At 62.5% G+C, this 13,146-nt stretch carries 18 protein-coding genes; 7 read left to right on the plus strand and 11 right to left on the minus strand.

Annotated features, from left to right (window positions below):
* Positions 1-9 precede the first annotated feature (9 nt).
* Both JQ573_RS26875 and JQ573_RS26880 read right to left on the minus strand, forming a co-directional pair.
* Positions 10-786 carry an arginyltransferase gene (locus tag JQ573_RS26875; protein ID WP_092114746.1) on the minus strand — a complete coding sequence of 259 codons (777 nt, stop codon included), beginning with the start codon at positions 784-786 and terminating at the stop codon, positions 10-12.
* A gap of 86 nt (positions 787-872) precedes the next feature.
* The gene (locus tag JQ573_RS26880) at positions 873-1,415 is read right to left on the minus strand and encodes an RDD family protein (protein ID WP_212318765.1); all 543 of its coding nucleotides are present in this window, start codon (positions 1,413-1,415) and stop codon (positions 873-875) included.
* 136 nt (positions 1,416-1,551) lie between these two features.
* Here JQ573_RS26880 and JQ573_RS26885 point away from each other — a divergent pair, with 136 nt between their 5' ends.
* Complete coding sequence (locus tag JQ573_RS26885) at positions 1,552-2,211, plus strand: DUF6151 family protein (RefSeq protein WP_212318767.1); 660 nt, start codon at positions 1,552-1,554, stop codon at positions 2,209-2,211.
* Between the two features lie 5 nt (positions 2,212-2,216).
* Here the strand turns inward: JQ573_RS26885 and hemB are convergent, their stop codons facing one another.
* Positions 2,217-3,281 (minus strand): porphobilinogen synthase, encoded by a 1,065-nt coding sequence (gene hemB / locus JQ573_RS26890; RefSeq protein WP_212318768.1) that lies wholly within the window; start codon positions 3,279-3,281, stop codon positions 2,217-2,219.
* A gap of 207 nt (positions 3,282-3,488) precedes the next feature.
* On the opposite strand from hemB, the gene JQ573_RS26895 reads away from it, so the two are divergent.
* The 4 genes from JQ573_RS26895 (at position 3,489) to JQ573_RS26910 (ending at position 5,891) form a co-directional block, all read left to right on the plus strand.
* A complete protein-coding gene (locus JQ573_RS26895) occupies positions 3,489-3,950 on the plus strand; it encodes a DUF6163 family protein (protein ID WP_050422596.1) in 462 nt (153 codons plus the stop codon).
* A gap of 664 nt (positions 3,951-4,614) precedes the next feature.
* Complete coding sequence (ldtR, locus tag JQ573_RS26900) at positions 4,615-5,133, plus strand: transcriptional regulator LdtR (RefSeq protein ID WP_018271925.1); 519 nt, start codon at positions 4,615-4,617, stop codon at positions 5,131-5,133.
* A 285-nt stretch (positions 5,134-5,418) separates the two neighbouring features.
* Entirely contained in the window at positions 5,419-5,649 is a 231-nt protein-coding gene (locus tag JQ573_RS26905) for a hypothetical protein (RefSeq protein ID WP_092125669.1), read from the plus strand.
* Positions 5,650-5,669: 20 nt separating this feature from the next.
* Complete coding sequence (locus tag JQ573_RS26910; protein WP_212318770.1) at positions 5,670-5,891, plus strand: hypothetical protein; 222 nt, start codon at positions 5,670-5,672, stop codon at positions 5,889-5,891.
* Between the two features lie 947 nt (positions 5,892-6,838).
* Here the strand turns inward: JQ573_RS26910 and JQ573_RS40675 are convergent.
* Positions 6,839-6,961: a hypothetical protein gene (locus JQ573_RS40675; RefSeq protein WP_276327612.1), complete on the minus strand. Its 123-nt coding sequence runs from the start codon at positions 6,959-6,961 to the stop codon at positions 6,839-6,841.
* 73 nt (positions 6,962-7,034) lie between these two features.
* Here JQ573_RS40675 and JQ573_RS26915 point away from each other — a divergent pair, with 73 nt between their 5' ends.
* Positions 7,035-7,337 carry a hypothetical protein gene (locus tag JQ573_RS26915; RefSeq protein ID WP_212315033.1) on the plus strand — a complete coding sequence of 101 codons (303 nt, stop codon included), beginning with the start codon at positions 7,035-7,037 and terminating at the stop codon, positions 7,335-7,337.
* A 430-nt stretch (positions 7,338-7,767) separates the two neighbouring features.
* On the opposite strand, the gene JQ573_RS26920 is transcribed toward JQ573_RS26915, so the two are convergent.
* The 7 genes from JQ573_RS26920 to JQ573_RS26950 form a co-directional block, all read right to left on the minus strand.
* The gene (locus JQ573_RS26920) at positions 7,768-8,034 is read right to left on the minus strand and encodes a hypothetical protein (RefSeq protein WP_212315031.1); all 267 of its coding nucleotides are present in this window, start codon (positions 8,032-8,034) and stop codon (positions 7,768-7,770) included.
* A gap of 443 nt (positions 8,035-8,477) precedes the next feature.
* Positions 8,478-8,867 (minus strand): PRC-barrel domain-containing protein, encoded by a 390-nt coding sequence (locus tag JQ573_RS26925; protein ID WP_212315030.1) that lies wholly within the window; start codon positions 8,865-8,867, stop codon positions 8,478-8,480.
* 111 nt (positions 8,868-8,978) lie between these two features.
* A complete protein-coding gene (locus JQ573_RS26930) occupies positions 8,979-9,212 on the minus strand; it encodes a hypothetical protein (RefSeq protein WP_212315028.1) in 234 nt (77 codons plus the stop codon).
* Positions 9,213-9,401: 189 nt separating this feature from the next.
* Positions 9,402-10,349, minus strand: a complete 948-nt coding sequence (gene copD, locus JQ573_RS26935) for a copper homeostasis membrane protein CopD (RefSeq protein ID WP_249132390.1) — start codon at positions 10,347-10,349, stop codon at positions 9,402-9,404.
* A gap of 39 nt (positions 10,350-10,388) precedes the next feature.
* Positions 10,389-10,739, minus strand: a complete 351-nt coding sequence (locus JQ573_RS26940) for a copper resistance CopC family protein (RefSeq protein WP_212315024.1) — start codon at positions 10,737-10,739, stop codon at positions 10,389-10,391.
* 2 nt (positions 10,740-10,741) lie between these two features.
* Positions 10,742-11,746, minus strand: coding sequence for a hypothetical protein (locus tag JQ573_RS26945; protein WP_212315022.1), 1,005 nt, complete (start codon positions 11,744-11,746; stop codon positions 10,742-10,744).
* Between the two features lie 57 nt (positions 11,747-11,803).
* Complete coding sequence (locus JQ573_RS26950; RefSeq protein ID WP_212315020.1) at positions 11,804-12,178, minus strand: DUF2946 family protein; 375 nt, start codon at positions 12,176-12,178, stop codon at positions 11,804-11,806.
* A gap of 455 nt (positions 12,179-12,633) precedes the next feature.
* On the opposite strand from JQ573_RS26950, the gene JQ573_RS26955 reads away from it, so the two are divergent.
* Positions 12,634-12,915, plus strand: a complete 282-nt coding sequence (locus JQ573_RS26955) for a hypothetical protein (protein ID WP_212315019.1) — start codon at positions 12,634-12,636, stop codon at positions 12,913-12,915.
* Positions 12,916-13,146: the final 231 nt, after the last annotated feature.

A 13,146-nucleotide genomic window follows, 5' to 3' on the forward strand; every position in this document is an offset into this window, starting at 1 on the left:
GAAGAGGCGCTAGTCCTGCGGCTCGGCCAGCGCCTCGCCTGACGCGTCGACGCGCAGCCAGCCCGACGGCGCGAGCCGCTGCTGGGGCAGGAAGCGGCCCTTGTAGTCCATCTTCTTGGAGCCCTCGATCCAGTAGCCGAGATAGACGTAGGGCAGGCCCTGCCGGCGGGCGCGGGCGATGTGGTCGAGGATCATGAAGGTGCCGAGCGAGCGGGCCTCAAGCCCCGGCTCGAAGAACGAATAGACCATCGACAGCCCGTCGCTGAGCACGTCGGTCAGCGCCACCGCCATCAGCTCGTCGCCGCGGCCGGTGATGGCGCTGTCGGCATTGCGCTTGCGGTACTCGATGATCCGGGTCTCGACATGGCTGTCCTCGACCATCATCGCGTAGTCCAGCACGGTCATGTCGGCCATGCCGCCGTTGCGGTGGCGGCGGTCGAGATAGGCACGGAAGACCGAATATTGCTCCGAGGTCGGGACCGCCGTGCGCTGCTCGCCGATGATGTCGGCGTTGCGGGCCAGCACCTTGCGGAAGTTGCGGGAGGGACGGAATTCGTTGGCGACGACCCGGACCGAGACGCAGGCCCGGCAGGCGTCGCAGGCCGGGCGGTAGGCGATCGACTGGCTCCGGCGGAAGCCGCCATGGGTCAGCAAGTCGTTGAGATCGCCCGCTTTGTCGCCAACCAGGTGCGTGAAAACCTTCCGCTCATGCCGGCCCGGCAGATAGGGGCAGGGTGAGGGCGCCGTCAGATAGAACTGGGGGGTATCACGCGAGTGCTGGGTCACGTCTGATCGTCGGGCTCCACATACAATACAGGCAGCCGAGTTAGCATCGCCCCCCGGAGGCTAACGGTCAATTGGTTTAGGCGGGCCTAATAAGAGGCCCGCGCGGCCGGGGTGACCTGGGTCCGGACCGAGCTGTTGATCATGACGGTTCCGAGGATGATGTCGTGCAGCAGCCGGCGGCGGCCGTTGAGGAGTCCGACCAGCAGCACCAGCGGCGACAGGAACGAGATCGTCACCCAGAACAGCACCGCGTGGGTGGCGCCGAGCACGAAATAGCCGCGCGCGCCGTACCAGGTGCGCAGTTCCAGATCCATCATGCGCATGCCAACCGTGGCCGAGTGCTGCCCGCCGATCGAGGCGCCGTAATAGACGATGGCCCAGACGATCGAAGCGGGCGACACCAGCCAGAACAGCGCCCAGCCGAGGCCGAGCGTGACGACGCCGAAGATCGCGATGAAGATCACCGCCAGGATCACCGGCACCGACAGCACGAAGAGGTCGATCAGGAACGCAAAGATACGCCGCGTCAGCACGCCGCGGAACAGTTCCGGCTGCATCAACGGATCGAACGCATGCGGCGGAACGCCGCCGTCGTTGCGCCAGGTGCCGCTGTCATTGCCGTAAGACATGACCAACCTCCGATGAAACTCCCGCGCAGGACATGGGAGCACGAGGCTCGCCTGCCAAGTCCGCGCGAACATTAACTAGCCGAAATATTCCGGCGATTCGGCGGCCGAAACCGCCCGCCTCGGTGTAGGCTGGCGGTTGCGTGACGGCGGGGGACAGATGGGCACACAGATCGGGTTGCGCTGCCGCTGTGGCGAGGTTCGGGGTGTGGTCACGAACGCCGCGCCGACGGCCGCCAATCGCGTCGTCTGCTACTGCGACGACTGCCAGGCGTTCATGCACCGGATCGGCCGGGCCGATCTGCTCGATGTCCACGGCGGTACCGACATCGTCCAGGTCGCCCCGGCGTCGCTCAGTTTCGTGCAGGGGCATGACAGGATCGCCGGGCTGCGGCTGACGCCCAAAGGGCTGTACCGATGGCACACCACCTGCTGCAATTCGCCGGTGGGCAACTCGCTGACACCTGCCGTCCCGTTCGTCGGAATCGTGGCGCAGGCCTTCGACGGCGGCGCGATGCGCGTGGACGAGGTGTTCGGCAGGCCAACCGGCGCAATCCTCGGCAAATATGCGATCGGCGAAGCTCCGAAGGGATCGACTGGCTTCAACCTGCCGCTGATCCTGCGCGCGATCGGCAAGGTGTTGGGCTGGCGCCTGAGCGGCAAGGCCTGGCCGCATCCGTTCTTCAAGCGCGAGACAAATGAACCGATCTACCCGCTGAGGGTGCTGTCGCAGGACGAGCGCGAGGCGCTGCGCCCGCTCTGCGGTCCACGTCCAGCCGCGCCGGCCGGACCCGCATAGCGCCGTTACGATTCCGCCTTGATCTTCTCGGCGGCCTTCGGCGCGAAATAGGTGAGGATGCCGTCGGCGCCGGCGCGCTTGAAGCCGACCAGGCTCTCCATCATCGCGCGCTCGCCGTCGATCCAGCCATTGGCGGCGGCGCCCGCGATCATCGCGTATTCGCCGGACACCTGGTACACGAAGGTCGGCATCGCGAAATGGTCCTTCACGCGGCGGACGATGTCGAGATAGGGCATGCCCGGCTTCACCATCACCATGTCGGCGCCCTCGGCGATGTCGAGCTCTACCTCGCGCAGCGCCTCGTCGGAATTGGCGCTGTCCATCTGATAGGTGCGCTTGTCGCCGGTCAGCGTCTTGGCCGAGCCGATCGCGTCGCGGAACGGGCCGTAGAAAGCGGAAGCATATTTCGCCGCGTAGGACATGATCTGGACGTCGCCGAAGCCGTTGTCGTCGAGCGCCTCGCGGATCGCGCCGATCCGGCCATCCATCATGTCCGACGGTGCGATCACGTCGCAGCCGGCCTCGGCCTGGGTCAGCGCCTGCTTGACCAGCACCGCGACGGTCTCGTCGTTGAGGATCTTGCCGCCCTCGATCAGCCCGTCATGGCCATGGCTGGTGAAGGGATCGAGCGCCACGTCGCAGAGCACGCCGATATCGGGAAACTCTTTCTTGATCGCGCGCACGGCCTGGCAGACCAGATTGTCGGGGTTGAGGGCTTCCGAACCTTGCTCGTCGCGCAGGGCCGGCTCGGTGAAGGGGAACAGCGCGATGCAGGGGATGTTGAGTTTTGCGGCGCGCTCGGCGTCGCGGACGATCTGGTCGACGGTGAGCCGCTCGACGCCGGGCATCGAGGCCACCGGCGTGCGGGCGTTGTGGCCATCGACCACGAACATTGGCCAGATCAGGTCGTCGGTGGTCAGCACATTCTCGCGCACCAGGCGGCGGGCCCATTCGGACTTGCGATTGCGGCGCATCCGGATCGTGAGGTCGAGTGAGGGGGAGGCGAGGGCATCAGTCTGGCGCCGCGGCGTATCGCGCAGTTCGATCGGGCGCCCGAATTTGATCGCCATATTGTCTTCTCCTCGACGGACGGCTGGTCTGGACCTGATATAAGTTCGGTTCTAGCACCTGTCAGGGGCGCCGTCATTGCGCCGCTATTGCAGCCCTGTTGCACCCTTGACGCCCTTGATCTGCCGCAACGGCGATTGATTTTGGGCCCCCGGCGGGCCAAGACTGCGCCATGAACCCCATTTTGCGGCCGCCATGCGGCGATTCGGATGTCTGACACCTCTGCACGCGATCAGGCGCGGGACAACGCCATCTCGGTGAGCGCGATCTCGTCCGACCGGATCGAGCCGGACGACAATGCGTGGACGCGGCGCCTTGTCATCTTCCTGCGCATCATGGCCGTCGTCTCGGTCGCCAAGGGCCTTTATCACTGGGCCCAGGTGACGGGCTTCGTCGGCGGCGAGGAGGAGGCCTTCGAGAACCAGTCGATGGCCTGGCAGACCGCCACGATCTATTTCGCCGTCATCGAGCTCGTCGCCGCCGTCGGGCTCTGGCTTGCGACGCCGTGGGGCGCCGTGGTCTGGTTGACCACCGTGGTGTCGATGGCCGTCATCGAGCTGATGTTTCCGGGCATCTATGGCGGCAGCCTCACCGTGGTCGGGCTCGAGGCCGTGATGCTCGCGGCTTATCTGGCGCTGGCCTGGATGTCGGCGCGCGAACGCCCGCCATAGGCCTTGCGCACCGCGATGGCTTGAGCACTGTTGCCTGGCTGCGACAGCGCGGCGAAGAGCTGACGGTGACAGCCAATATTTGCCAGTCGTGCGCGCAACGAGAAGACAGCGTCGCTGGTTCTGCTAGGTGGATGCCACAGATCGCATCCCCATTTAAGGCGTCCCATCGCGGCAGCGCCTTTGCGGGACCTGCCGTCGGGACCCATTTCACCGGATCTCGGCGCGTGTGCCGGCCGGCTTTGCGCGGGCCGACGGCGGAACCGATCTGGCCGCGGCGACGAACGGGGCCGCTTGCGCGCATCCCACGCGTCCCGCCCCGAGGCACTCCCATAAAATTTTCGAAGAATTTTCCGGTAACCGATCGGTCACCGTAAAGGGTTCCCTCATACCCGTTACGCCACCGTTTCGAATTCAGACGCTGCTGTTTCCGAATGTGACAGGTGAGGCACACGAAGCGTGAACAAGGGCCCGCCACCGTCAATGAACAGTTGCGAAAAGTCCTTGATCCATGGGCTTAATCCACGATTCACTGTCTTAAATTCATGATCTCTTTATTCTCTTATTTAAGCGGATATTCAAACGGCCCCCTTACGTTGGACCTATCAGGCGGGACACAAGTTTCGTCGAAATAAAGTCGATAAAAACGACAAACAGGGGAAGTGTCATGATGAAAGCCGTTGCGACAACGGCGGCGGATGCCGCTGATCGCGCTACCGGTCAAGCTCCGGTGCAGCCGCTCTATCTCGAAGCCCTGACTTTGGTGGAGCGGCTGCATCGCCGGCTCCTCGACGTCATCAAGGATGAATTCGATCGTCGTGGCCGCGCCGACATCAACTCGGTGCAGGCGCTGCTCCTCTACAATATCGGCGACAAGGAACTGACCGCCGGCGAGCTGCGCACCCGCGGCTACTATCTCGGCTCCAACGTCTCCTACAATCTGAAGAAGCTCGTCGAGCTCGGCTTCCTCGATCACCAGCGCTCGCGCGTCGATCGCCGCTCGGTCCGCATCCGTCTGACCCCGCAGGGCCAGGAAGTCCGCAAGATCGTCGATGCGCTCTATCAGAAGCACGTCAAGACGGTCGAGCAGGTCGGCGGCATCTCGAACGAGGAATTCGCGAGCCTCAACAAGTCGCTGCACCGCCTCGAGCGCTTCTGGACCGACCAGATCCTGTATCGCCTCTGAGCCTTCCTCGTTTCGCCTGATGGCCAAGCCGGCCCCCCACAAGACCGGCAGCCTCCCTCCAGTCAACGCATCGGTCATGCCCGGCCGATGCGTTTTTCGTGCTGCACCTGCGAAAATAAATAGGTCCCGGCGAGGAACCAAGGCGTTCCCTGCGGCTTATCCGTTAGCCCGGGCATCATGAGGACCAATTGGACCTCATGACGCTGCAATCCTTTAATTGGGCGCGTTTTCTTCACGCGAACCGGTGTCCACTTCGCTTGAAAACGCTGATGGAGAGGCAGGGATATGCTGGTCGAACGCGGGATTGAGGTGCTGAACGTCGAGGTCGTCGGTGACGCCTACGCGATCGCGTCGAATTACCTGCGCAAATCCGGCGTCATTCCCGACACATTCGCCACCAATGAGCGCCTGCTCGGCATCGTCGTGAAGCTGTTCCAGCGCGGTGAGCTGAACCGACTCCGCCTCGCCAACAAGGCGATCGCGAAGTTCGAGGCCGAGACGCTGGTGGTCGCCTGAGCGTCAACCCGGAGACATCAATGGAAGCCGCGATCGATCGGATCATGCAGACGTATGATCTGCTGCTCAACCGCACGTCCGCTGCAAGCGACGAAGCACGGGCGAAGGTGAGAGAGTACGTGCAGACGCTGTTCGAGGCGGGCGAGCGCGATACGCATCGGTTGACCGTGTGCGGGCTGACCTATCTGCGCCAGCTCGACGGCAGCACCGACCATGTGAAGGCCGGGTTTACCGGGCTGTAGCGGTCTGGCATCGTAGCCTGATTCACCTGTCAAACAGCTTATTCGGTGTCATCACCCGCGCATGCGGGTGATCCAGTATTCCAGAGACGCTAGTGTTTGAGCCGAGAGGCCGCGGCGTACTGGATCGCCCGGTCAAGCCGGGCGATGACAGCTGAGAATGAGGTGAGAATGAGGACGCAGCTTCGCATTCTCGCGACATCATCTGTCCGAAGTTTTGCAACTCGTTCCGCCCTCTCTCTCGCAGAGGGCGCAGGGAAAGCCGGGTGCCGATCGCACCCATGGGCCCCGAGCAATGGGTAGGAAGCTCGGGGGTAGGACCACAGGTGTAACCGGAGCAATCCGGCTTTCCCTGCGCGATGGCTTACGGCTTACTTCGTGCTCTCCCCGGCGAGACTGGGCTTGTTTGTCACCGTCTTCACAACGCGCATCGCGCAATGCGAAAAGACACCTACCGCTAGGGCGTCAGGACCACACGACTTCACCGTCCGCTTCGCGTGCCTTCGTCAGTCGCACGCTCGGCGTCCACCGCATCTCACCGCAACACCCGTGACGATGCGCAGCGCCCCTCGATCGGGTGAGACGGGCAGACCATACACTGAGTTGTATTTCGGATAAAGCGAAATATTTTTGCGCAAGGCGGTTGACAGGTTTTTGCTGAGTTGCCCGTCGGGTTGTTTTGCCGCACGTCGCGGGGAGGGGGGCCGCGCAAGTCAAGCACGCGGCCTGGTTTCTGCGGCTCTCTGTGTGTCCGGAAACGCCGCCGGCCTGGTTCCGTCGCCGGAACACCGTACTGATCCGGATTTCATCGCAAGCCAGGATGGCCGTAATACAACTCTGCCGGCACTACTTTTGTTTACAGAGCACTTTTTAACTTTTGAGTTTTTACAGATCCATTCCAACCGGCAGAAAAGGACCGCCCGTGTGACGGTCCTTTTCGATTCGATTGCTCACCGCAGCAGGAGCCACGCCACGCTGGCGAGCAGGGCCATCAGCGACACCACCGCAGCGCCGACAAAGGCAAGCTCCACGCCGTCGAAATGATGATGGTTGCGGTGATGGTTCGCCTGCATCGTCGCCCTCCTAGATGGGCGTCCGTTGACTTGGGGACATCAGCCATTCCGACATGTGCGCGGCGGCTTCATTATGCTGCGCTCGCTGGAGCAGCGCGTCACGGTCTCGACCAGCGGGAAGTTGCCCGGCACGGTCGCGAAGTTCTTTCGCTCCCTGCGTGAGCCGGATTTCGAGCGTATCGGCTTGCTTCACGCGGCGGCGGATTTGTCCCATGCATTTCCCTTTATCGGTTCCTGCCCGGAACAAGAGCCCAATTGTCGGGACACCGTAAGGTTCCAAGCTCAAAGCTTCTTCAGCAACCAATTCCCTTGCTCCAATGCGCGCGGCAAGAGCGTTGCCGCGCGTCAGCGCTCACCGGCAATCCGGCTCACCTGATCCCGGTTCGAGATCGGGCGGCAGCCCTGAAGCCAGGGGTACTCCGGCGCGTATCGGTGGAGACGCGCACCGGCGATGTGGCGAGCTCTGGTCCCGGCACGTCGCAGGCGGGGCAGGTATTCTTCAGCCATGTCAGTACACGCGCCATCGAGGCTGTATGTCGCCTGATGGTTGATTCCCTTGATCTCGAAACGCTCATGTCAGTTATCCCATGATGCCGCTTCGTCGGCATGCACGACCGTCCCTTCGCGATGCGAGCGCGAATGAATGAAGCGACCTGGCTTTCCGAATTGAAAATTGCCGGGACGGAAGTTTCTCCGCGCTCCCGGACTATGACCACAACTCTGAGCTTGCCGTTCCGGTTCCAGGCAAAGCGACGATCGATGCGATCCGCCGTCATATTGGCGGACTTCACGCCGCCGCTACGAAGTCAAAACTGAAATGGAGCGACCGAAACGGACAATTTTCCGTCGGCTGATTTTTGCGCGGTGAATTCCACCTCTTTCGACGCCTTGACGTCGCCGACGGATACCGAAATCCCGCCGCTGCACTGCAGGGTTCGCTTGTCCCTGCTCGTCGAAGTCGTGACGATTCTTTCACCGAGCAGGTATTGGGGCCGCGAGTTCTCCGGATCAGGCTTCGCCGTTGACTCCCTGGCGGCGTAGTTGACCAGCGGATCTTTGGTGAGATCGCTCACATGCGGCCCGAGCAGCGGCGAGGGACACATATCCAAACGGATCAACACCCAGCAGAGCCGCTGATCTCTGACGGTCCGTGGCCCTTGTTCTGTCGAGGAACCAACGAAAATCGACAGAGTAGACTCGCAGCTCCCGGCCTTTGCCCCCAAGCCCTCCGGGAGTAGCGATCCCCGGCGCTGTGAAACCTCCGGCGCCCGGGGATCGTTGGTTTGCGGATCAAGCAAGCAGTCTTGAAACCGAAACACGCCCAAGGGTTGGTCGCCAGCGGTATCGTCATCAACGCGGGAATCCGGCTTCACTGCGTCTTGTTCACCCGGCTGCGGCGAAGTTCGAGGCGCAAGCAAAAGCCCCGGCGCGCGAATGCGCCGGGGCTAGTGTTTCCGCTTTGCTCGTCAAGCTGCCTGATCGGCAATGCACCGCCGAGCAGACGGGACTTTCGGTGTTACTTGTTCTCAGGCATCCAGGTTGTGCTGGCCCGATCGTACTTGAAGCCCGGTGCAGCCTTCAGGCTGTCCTTGGTCTCGTCGAGCGTGAGCCACCACTTGTCGTCCTTCTTTTGCGATTTGACGGCCGTGTACGGCACGATCACGTCCTTCTCGCCGGCGCCGAGAAAGCCGCCGACGCCGATGACGAGGCCGGTCACCTTGCCCGCCTTGTCGACGAGCACGTCGTCGATCGTCCCGATCTTGGATTCCTTCGGATCATAGACGTTCTGCTTGTAGTAGTTGGTGATGGTCCAGCTGTCCGTCGGGGCGGCGGGCATCGTGGTCGCCGCATGCGCGGCGGTAGCGAACGCCGCAGCCGAGATGCAGCCGATAACAAACTTTTTCATAAGAGAAACTCCTCGCCTTCAGTGGAGATGACCGACCAGGCAGACGCCACCGCCCAGGATGACGACTGCCGGCTCGGCCCAAAGTATGGTGACTGGCGTGCTCAGCGCCTGTCAGTCGGACGTGCAGATCTTGACGCTCTTCATGCCGGTCTCGGCTTCGGAGCGTGTCTTGTAGATGGTGCCCGACGGGCTGACGACGGTGGTCGTCGTGTCGACCGGCTTCTGATCGACGATCGTGCACTTCTTCGTCTTCACGTCCTGCACGACGTAGAATTCGTCCGATGCAAATGCCGGCGTGACAAAAGCGGCAAGCAACGCTGCCGCGACAATCGATTTAACGTTCATGTTCTCTCCTCCAATGCCGTATCTATCGGCGCAGGTGGAACGGGAAGAACTAGCAATGGTTCCTAGAGCTGAGCCCGCTGACTCCTGACTCGAGTCAAGGCAAGCGAAAACCAATGTCGAGGTGCGGCGATATGCAGCACGGCTTGGGACTCGGGCGGTTCAGGGCGAATGAGGACTAGGCAAGTTGCGTCAATGCTGCCTGGTCAGCAAGAGGTCGGAAACGTCTTGCAGGTGAATGGCGGGATGCAGGGTTCCGAGCAGCCCAACAATGACGATGATTCCCAGTCCGAGTGTTGTCTCGATCGCACTGTTACGGATCAGTTGACGAAGGGCGACAGACGATTGTTCGCTTTCGATGGCGGCGAACTGCGGCGTCAAGCGAAAGCGGTTGATCGCCGCGAACACGAGCATCGCGGCGAAGATCGCTATCTTGAGCATCAGCAGCCGCCCATATTCGGTGGCGACGAGCCCATGTAGCGAGCCGACCAGAATGGCGGCGTTGACAACGCCGCTGAGCAGGATGGTGGCCACGCTGACGATGCCGAGTATCGAAAACCGTTCGGTGGCATCGCGGACCAGCGACATGCTCTCACGGACCTTGGGAGTGGCCAAGAAGGTGATCAGTGACACCAGACCACCGATCCAGGCTGCAGCAGCAACGGTATGCAACGCATCCGCTGCAAGATGCAGATAGCCGGTCGGACCAATGGTTGAGGCGGCGTGGCCGGTCCAGGCAAGACTGCCGGCAAGCCCGATCGCTGCAGCCAGCCCCAGCCATTGTGCGACCACCGCGCGGTCTGAGATGAGGCAGGCCGCCAGGCAGATCGCAAGACCTGCGCGGATGATTGTCATCTCACCGAACTGGGTTTCGTTGATGACGGTTGATAGGATGTCGGCGGTCAAAGCGTCGATGAGCGGCATTCCGCTCATCGACGCCGCCTGCAGCAGAAGCCAAATCGCGCCCGAGATCACCGCGAGGGCAAGACAGGCCCAGATATGCCGCCGCGTCCGGCTCCGAAACGCAGGCATCGCCGCGGTGCGGTTGTGCAAGACCGGCATGGCGATCAGGCGGCCGAAAACAACGCTTCCGACCGCTATCGCCGTTGCCGCGAAGTGCACGGCGCGCGTCGCGATCAACGGCGCTCCTGCTGCGGACCAATCCATTGCGACTAAGCTCTACTGGCCAACCTGGAAGGTGAAGTTCCCCTCGGTCGTGTGAGTGTCTACGGAAAGCACGTGCCAATTGACGTGATAGGTCCCAACACCGCCGCCCTTCAGCGAGACCGACATCTGGTTGCCGTTCACGCGCGCCTTTCCGGCATCGACCCGCTGCCCGGATGGACCGGTGACTGTTACCGAACTGAATGCTGCCTCCAGCTTCTGGGTGAAGGTGAGCGTCACCTCGCGCGGCGGGCTCGCCACCTTGTTGCCGACGCGCGGCTCGGCATGATCGAGAAAGGCGTGGGCGTCTGCCTTGCCGGCCGCAAGCGACAGCAAGAGCGCGATGATCAGGGATGAGCGTCGCATGATCAATTCCTCGCAAACGGGCTGGCGGGCTGCACCGGACCGCCAAAGATCGGCCTGCCGATGCCCCGGGGATCGATATCGTCGAGATAAAGATGGAGCTGCGCAATCATGCCGACCCGGGTTCCGCTTTGACGATTGATTGGGATCAGCGCCTCGACCCCGAGTTGATAGGTGTTCCCGACCCAGAGAACGCCGGGGTTGATGGTCCCAGTCGTCATCGTGCCCGACGTCAACGTGTTTCCGACCGGGGTCTGCAACGTCGCCTCAACAAGCGGGATCATGCGATTGATAAAATCCGGCAGACCGAGATCGACGACCGCGGATTTCAGATAGGGCAGGCTGTACTGGATCGTGGCGCCCCAGTTCAGCACCCTTGGATGAAACTCAGTATCGGAGGTCAAATCACCAGTATCGGGATCGACCCCGAAGGTCGTGGTGGATGACCTACCGGGAATGGCGTAGCCAACCTGTCCGGTGACCGCGACGGGGCGCAGCCATGACAACGTGTCGGGCAGGTCGCCGAAGCCTTTGCCGAAATAGAGGGTCGGCGTGTAGGTGTTGAACGGATCAGCTCCGACGCTGCCGGCGCCGGTGCCGCCCCATTCGACGCTCAGCCCTACCGACATAACGAATTCATGCTCGGCGTCCTTGAAGACACGATACTTGAAGGTGGTGTCGACGTTCTGGAAGCCATGGGCGCCGGTTCCGGTCGGTCCTCCAGGTGGATGGAGGAAGCTGTACGTCGACCCAATGGAGATCGCGAAAGCCTCGGTGATCCGCTTGGAAAACTCGCCGGAGAAGTCGCGCTGCCGGAACGACAGATCATCGCCGGTGTGGAAGCTGGATACGGTGGGCAGTGAGAGTTCGTCGTTCACGCCGGGATCGTCGATGCCGAGCGTGGCCGGAAAGAAGCGGTTGCCGACGATTTCGTGCGCGTTGCTGGAAGAAAGTGGAACAAGCGCGACGGCAAGGCCAGATAGGGCTGCGCGCGCATGACGGATGAACATGGGAATCTCCGCGGGCGTTGATGTGTAAAGGTCTCAGCGGCCGGTGGCCGCGCGGCTTTACGACAGAAACGGCGGAGCGCGCGCCTGGGCCTCGGAAGCGGCTCTTGGACCGGAGAGGCGCGGCGCGAAATCCAGCCAGGTGACCTGGCTCGTCACGCGATCGATCGCGATCGCGGCTGATGTCTGCGGCGAAGTGATCGGTGCGCCGGTCTGCAGCACGCTGCAGGCGGCGCAGCAGCCTTCGTGCGCGCGGTGACCGGTCTGATCGTCCTGGCCGGTCGCTTGAACCGCGCCGCCGTGGCACATGACCGCGCCTGTAAGCGGATCCGAGGCCGCAAGACTCGCCGCCCAGCAAGCGCCGATCGGTGCAAAGATCTGCACCAGCAGGGCAACCAGAACTAGAGGTAGAAATCTCTTCAGCTGTCGGCGCATCGGTCCACCTGCGACAATCTATCGCAAGGGAGGGCCGCCGTCGAGCCGAGTGACAATGGAGGGAGGGGGGGTGACGATTTAATGGAGTATGTTGTGCGTCGGCAACGGCGTGCATACGCGCTGCGGTACGGCCTGAGGCGGCATCAGTCTGATAAGCCGAATTGTTTTCAGGCGGGCTGGCCGCATTCATTGCGGCTTATGCACGTGTCCTCAATGTCGTGTTGTCGGGCGTCCTGGTCGCCAGCGTATCGCCTGTGGCGGCGGGAGCCAGCGTGCGAGAATCCGACCTGCGGCGATAGCGCCCTGGTTCTGCGGCGCGATGCCCGCCTCGTCGAGCCAAGTAGCAACACCGCCAACATTTGTGTGATTGGGAAATATCCGGGCTCCGATCTCGGTCTTCTTTTCAGCAACGCACATGCCTCGCCCGCGCGAGGCGCAATCAAGGCGGCTGAACGATGAAGATGATCTACCTTCTGGCGGCGCTCATGCTGGCGCCATCTCTTGCGACCGAGGCCTTCGCTCATGCACGAACCGGCAAAGGCAGCGATCGAGCGCATGTCGGCACGGGACCGACAATCGGCAACGGACTGCAGGGATACGGGATCGTCGGTCGTCAGATCGCGGCTCCGCCGTGGAGTTCCGCCTGCACGAACGACACGGGCCCACGACAATGCGACGAGCCCATGTGGGTCTATGGCAGCTCCGACTATGTCGCGCAGTTCAGGAGTGCATTCTGACGTTGGCCCGCGCGCGGCCCGTGCGACGGGCTCGGATGCCCTTGGGTTGTCGTGGGAAACGTTCGCCATGTAAAAGGCCCGCTCCGGGGCTCGCAATTCGGAGCGGGCCAGTCTGGGCGCGGCAAGTGTAGCCGCTGTTCGAACCTAGCGCGACATGCTGACACCACCCTGACGGCGTCAAAAAAATGGAGAGGCGGCTGAATGCCGCCTCTCAGTCTCGATGATGGATTT

Source organism: Bradyrhizobium sp. AUGA SZCCT0105, from assembly GCF_018129565.1.
Classification (GTDB): Bacteria; Pseudomonadota; Alphaproteobacteria; order Rhizobiales; family Xanthobacteraceae; genus Bradyrhizobium.

Excerpts from the sequence above, each read along its gene's own strand:
- JQ573_RS26915 (WP_212315033.1), top strand. The coding sequence starts at position 7,035 with ATGCTGCGCTCGCTGGAGCAGCGCGTCACGGTCTCGACCAGCGGGAAG.
- JQ573_RS26895 (WP_050422596.1), top strand. The coding sequence starts at position 3,489 with ATGTCTGACACCTCTGCACGCGATCAGGCGCGGGACAACGCCATCTCG.
- JQ573_RS26940 (WP_212315024.1), bottom strand. The coding sequence starts at position 10,739 with ATGCGACGCTCATCCCTGATCATCGCGCTCTTGCTGTCGCTTGCGGCC.
- JQ573_RS26905 (WP_092125669.1), top strand. The coding sequence starts at position 5,419 with ATGCTGGTCGAACGCGGGATTGAGGTGCTGAACGTCGAGGTCGTCGGT.
- JQ573_RS26910 (WP_212318770.1), top strand. The coding sequence starts at position 5,670 with ATGGAAGCCGCGATCGATCGGATCATGCAGACGTATGATCTGCTGCTC.
- JQ573_RS26880 (WP_212318765.1), bottom strand. The coding sequence starts at position 1,415 with ATGTCTTACGGCAATGACAGCGGCACCTGGCGCAACGACGGCGGCGTT.
- JQ573_RS26945 (WP_212315022.1), bottom strand. The coding sequence starts at position 11,746 with ATGTTCATCCGTCATGCGCGCGCAGCCCTATCTGGCCTTGCCGTCGCG.
- JQ573_RS26950 (WP_212315020.1), bottom strand. The coding sequence starts at position 12,178 with ATGCGCCGACAGCTGAAGAGATTTCTACCTCTAGTTCTGGTTGCCCTG.
- ldtR (WP_018271925.1), top strand. The coding sequence starts at position 4,615 with ATGATGAAAGCCGTTGCGACAACGGCGGCGGATGCCGCTGATCGCGCT.
- JQ573_RS26930 (WP_212315028.1), bottom strand. The coding sequence starts at position 9,212 with ATGAACGTTAAATCGATTGTCGCGGCAGCGTTGCTTGCCGCTTTTGTC.
- JQ573_RS26925 (WP_212315030.1), bottom strand. The coding sequence starts at position 8,867 with ATGAAAAAGTTTGTTATCGGCTGCATCTCGGCTGCGGCGTTCGCTACC.
- JQ573_RS40675 (WP_276327612.1), bottom strand. The coding sequence starts at position 6,961 with ATGCAGGCGAACCATCACCGCAACCATCATCATTTCGACGGCGTGGAG.
- hemB (WP_212318768.1), bottom strand. The coding sequence starts at position 3,281 with ATGGCGATCAAATTCGGGCGCCCGATCGAACTGCGCGATACGCCGCGG.
- JQ573_RS26955 (WP_212315019.1), top strand. The coding sequence starts at position 12,634 with ATGAAGATGATCTACCTTCTGGCGGCGCTCATGCTGGCGCCATCTCTT.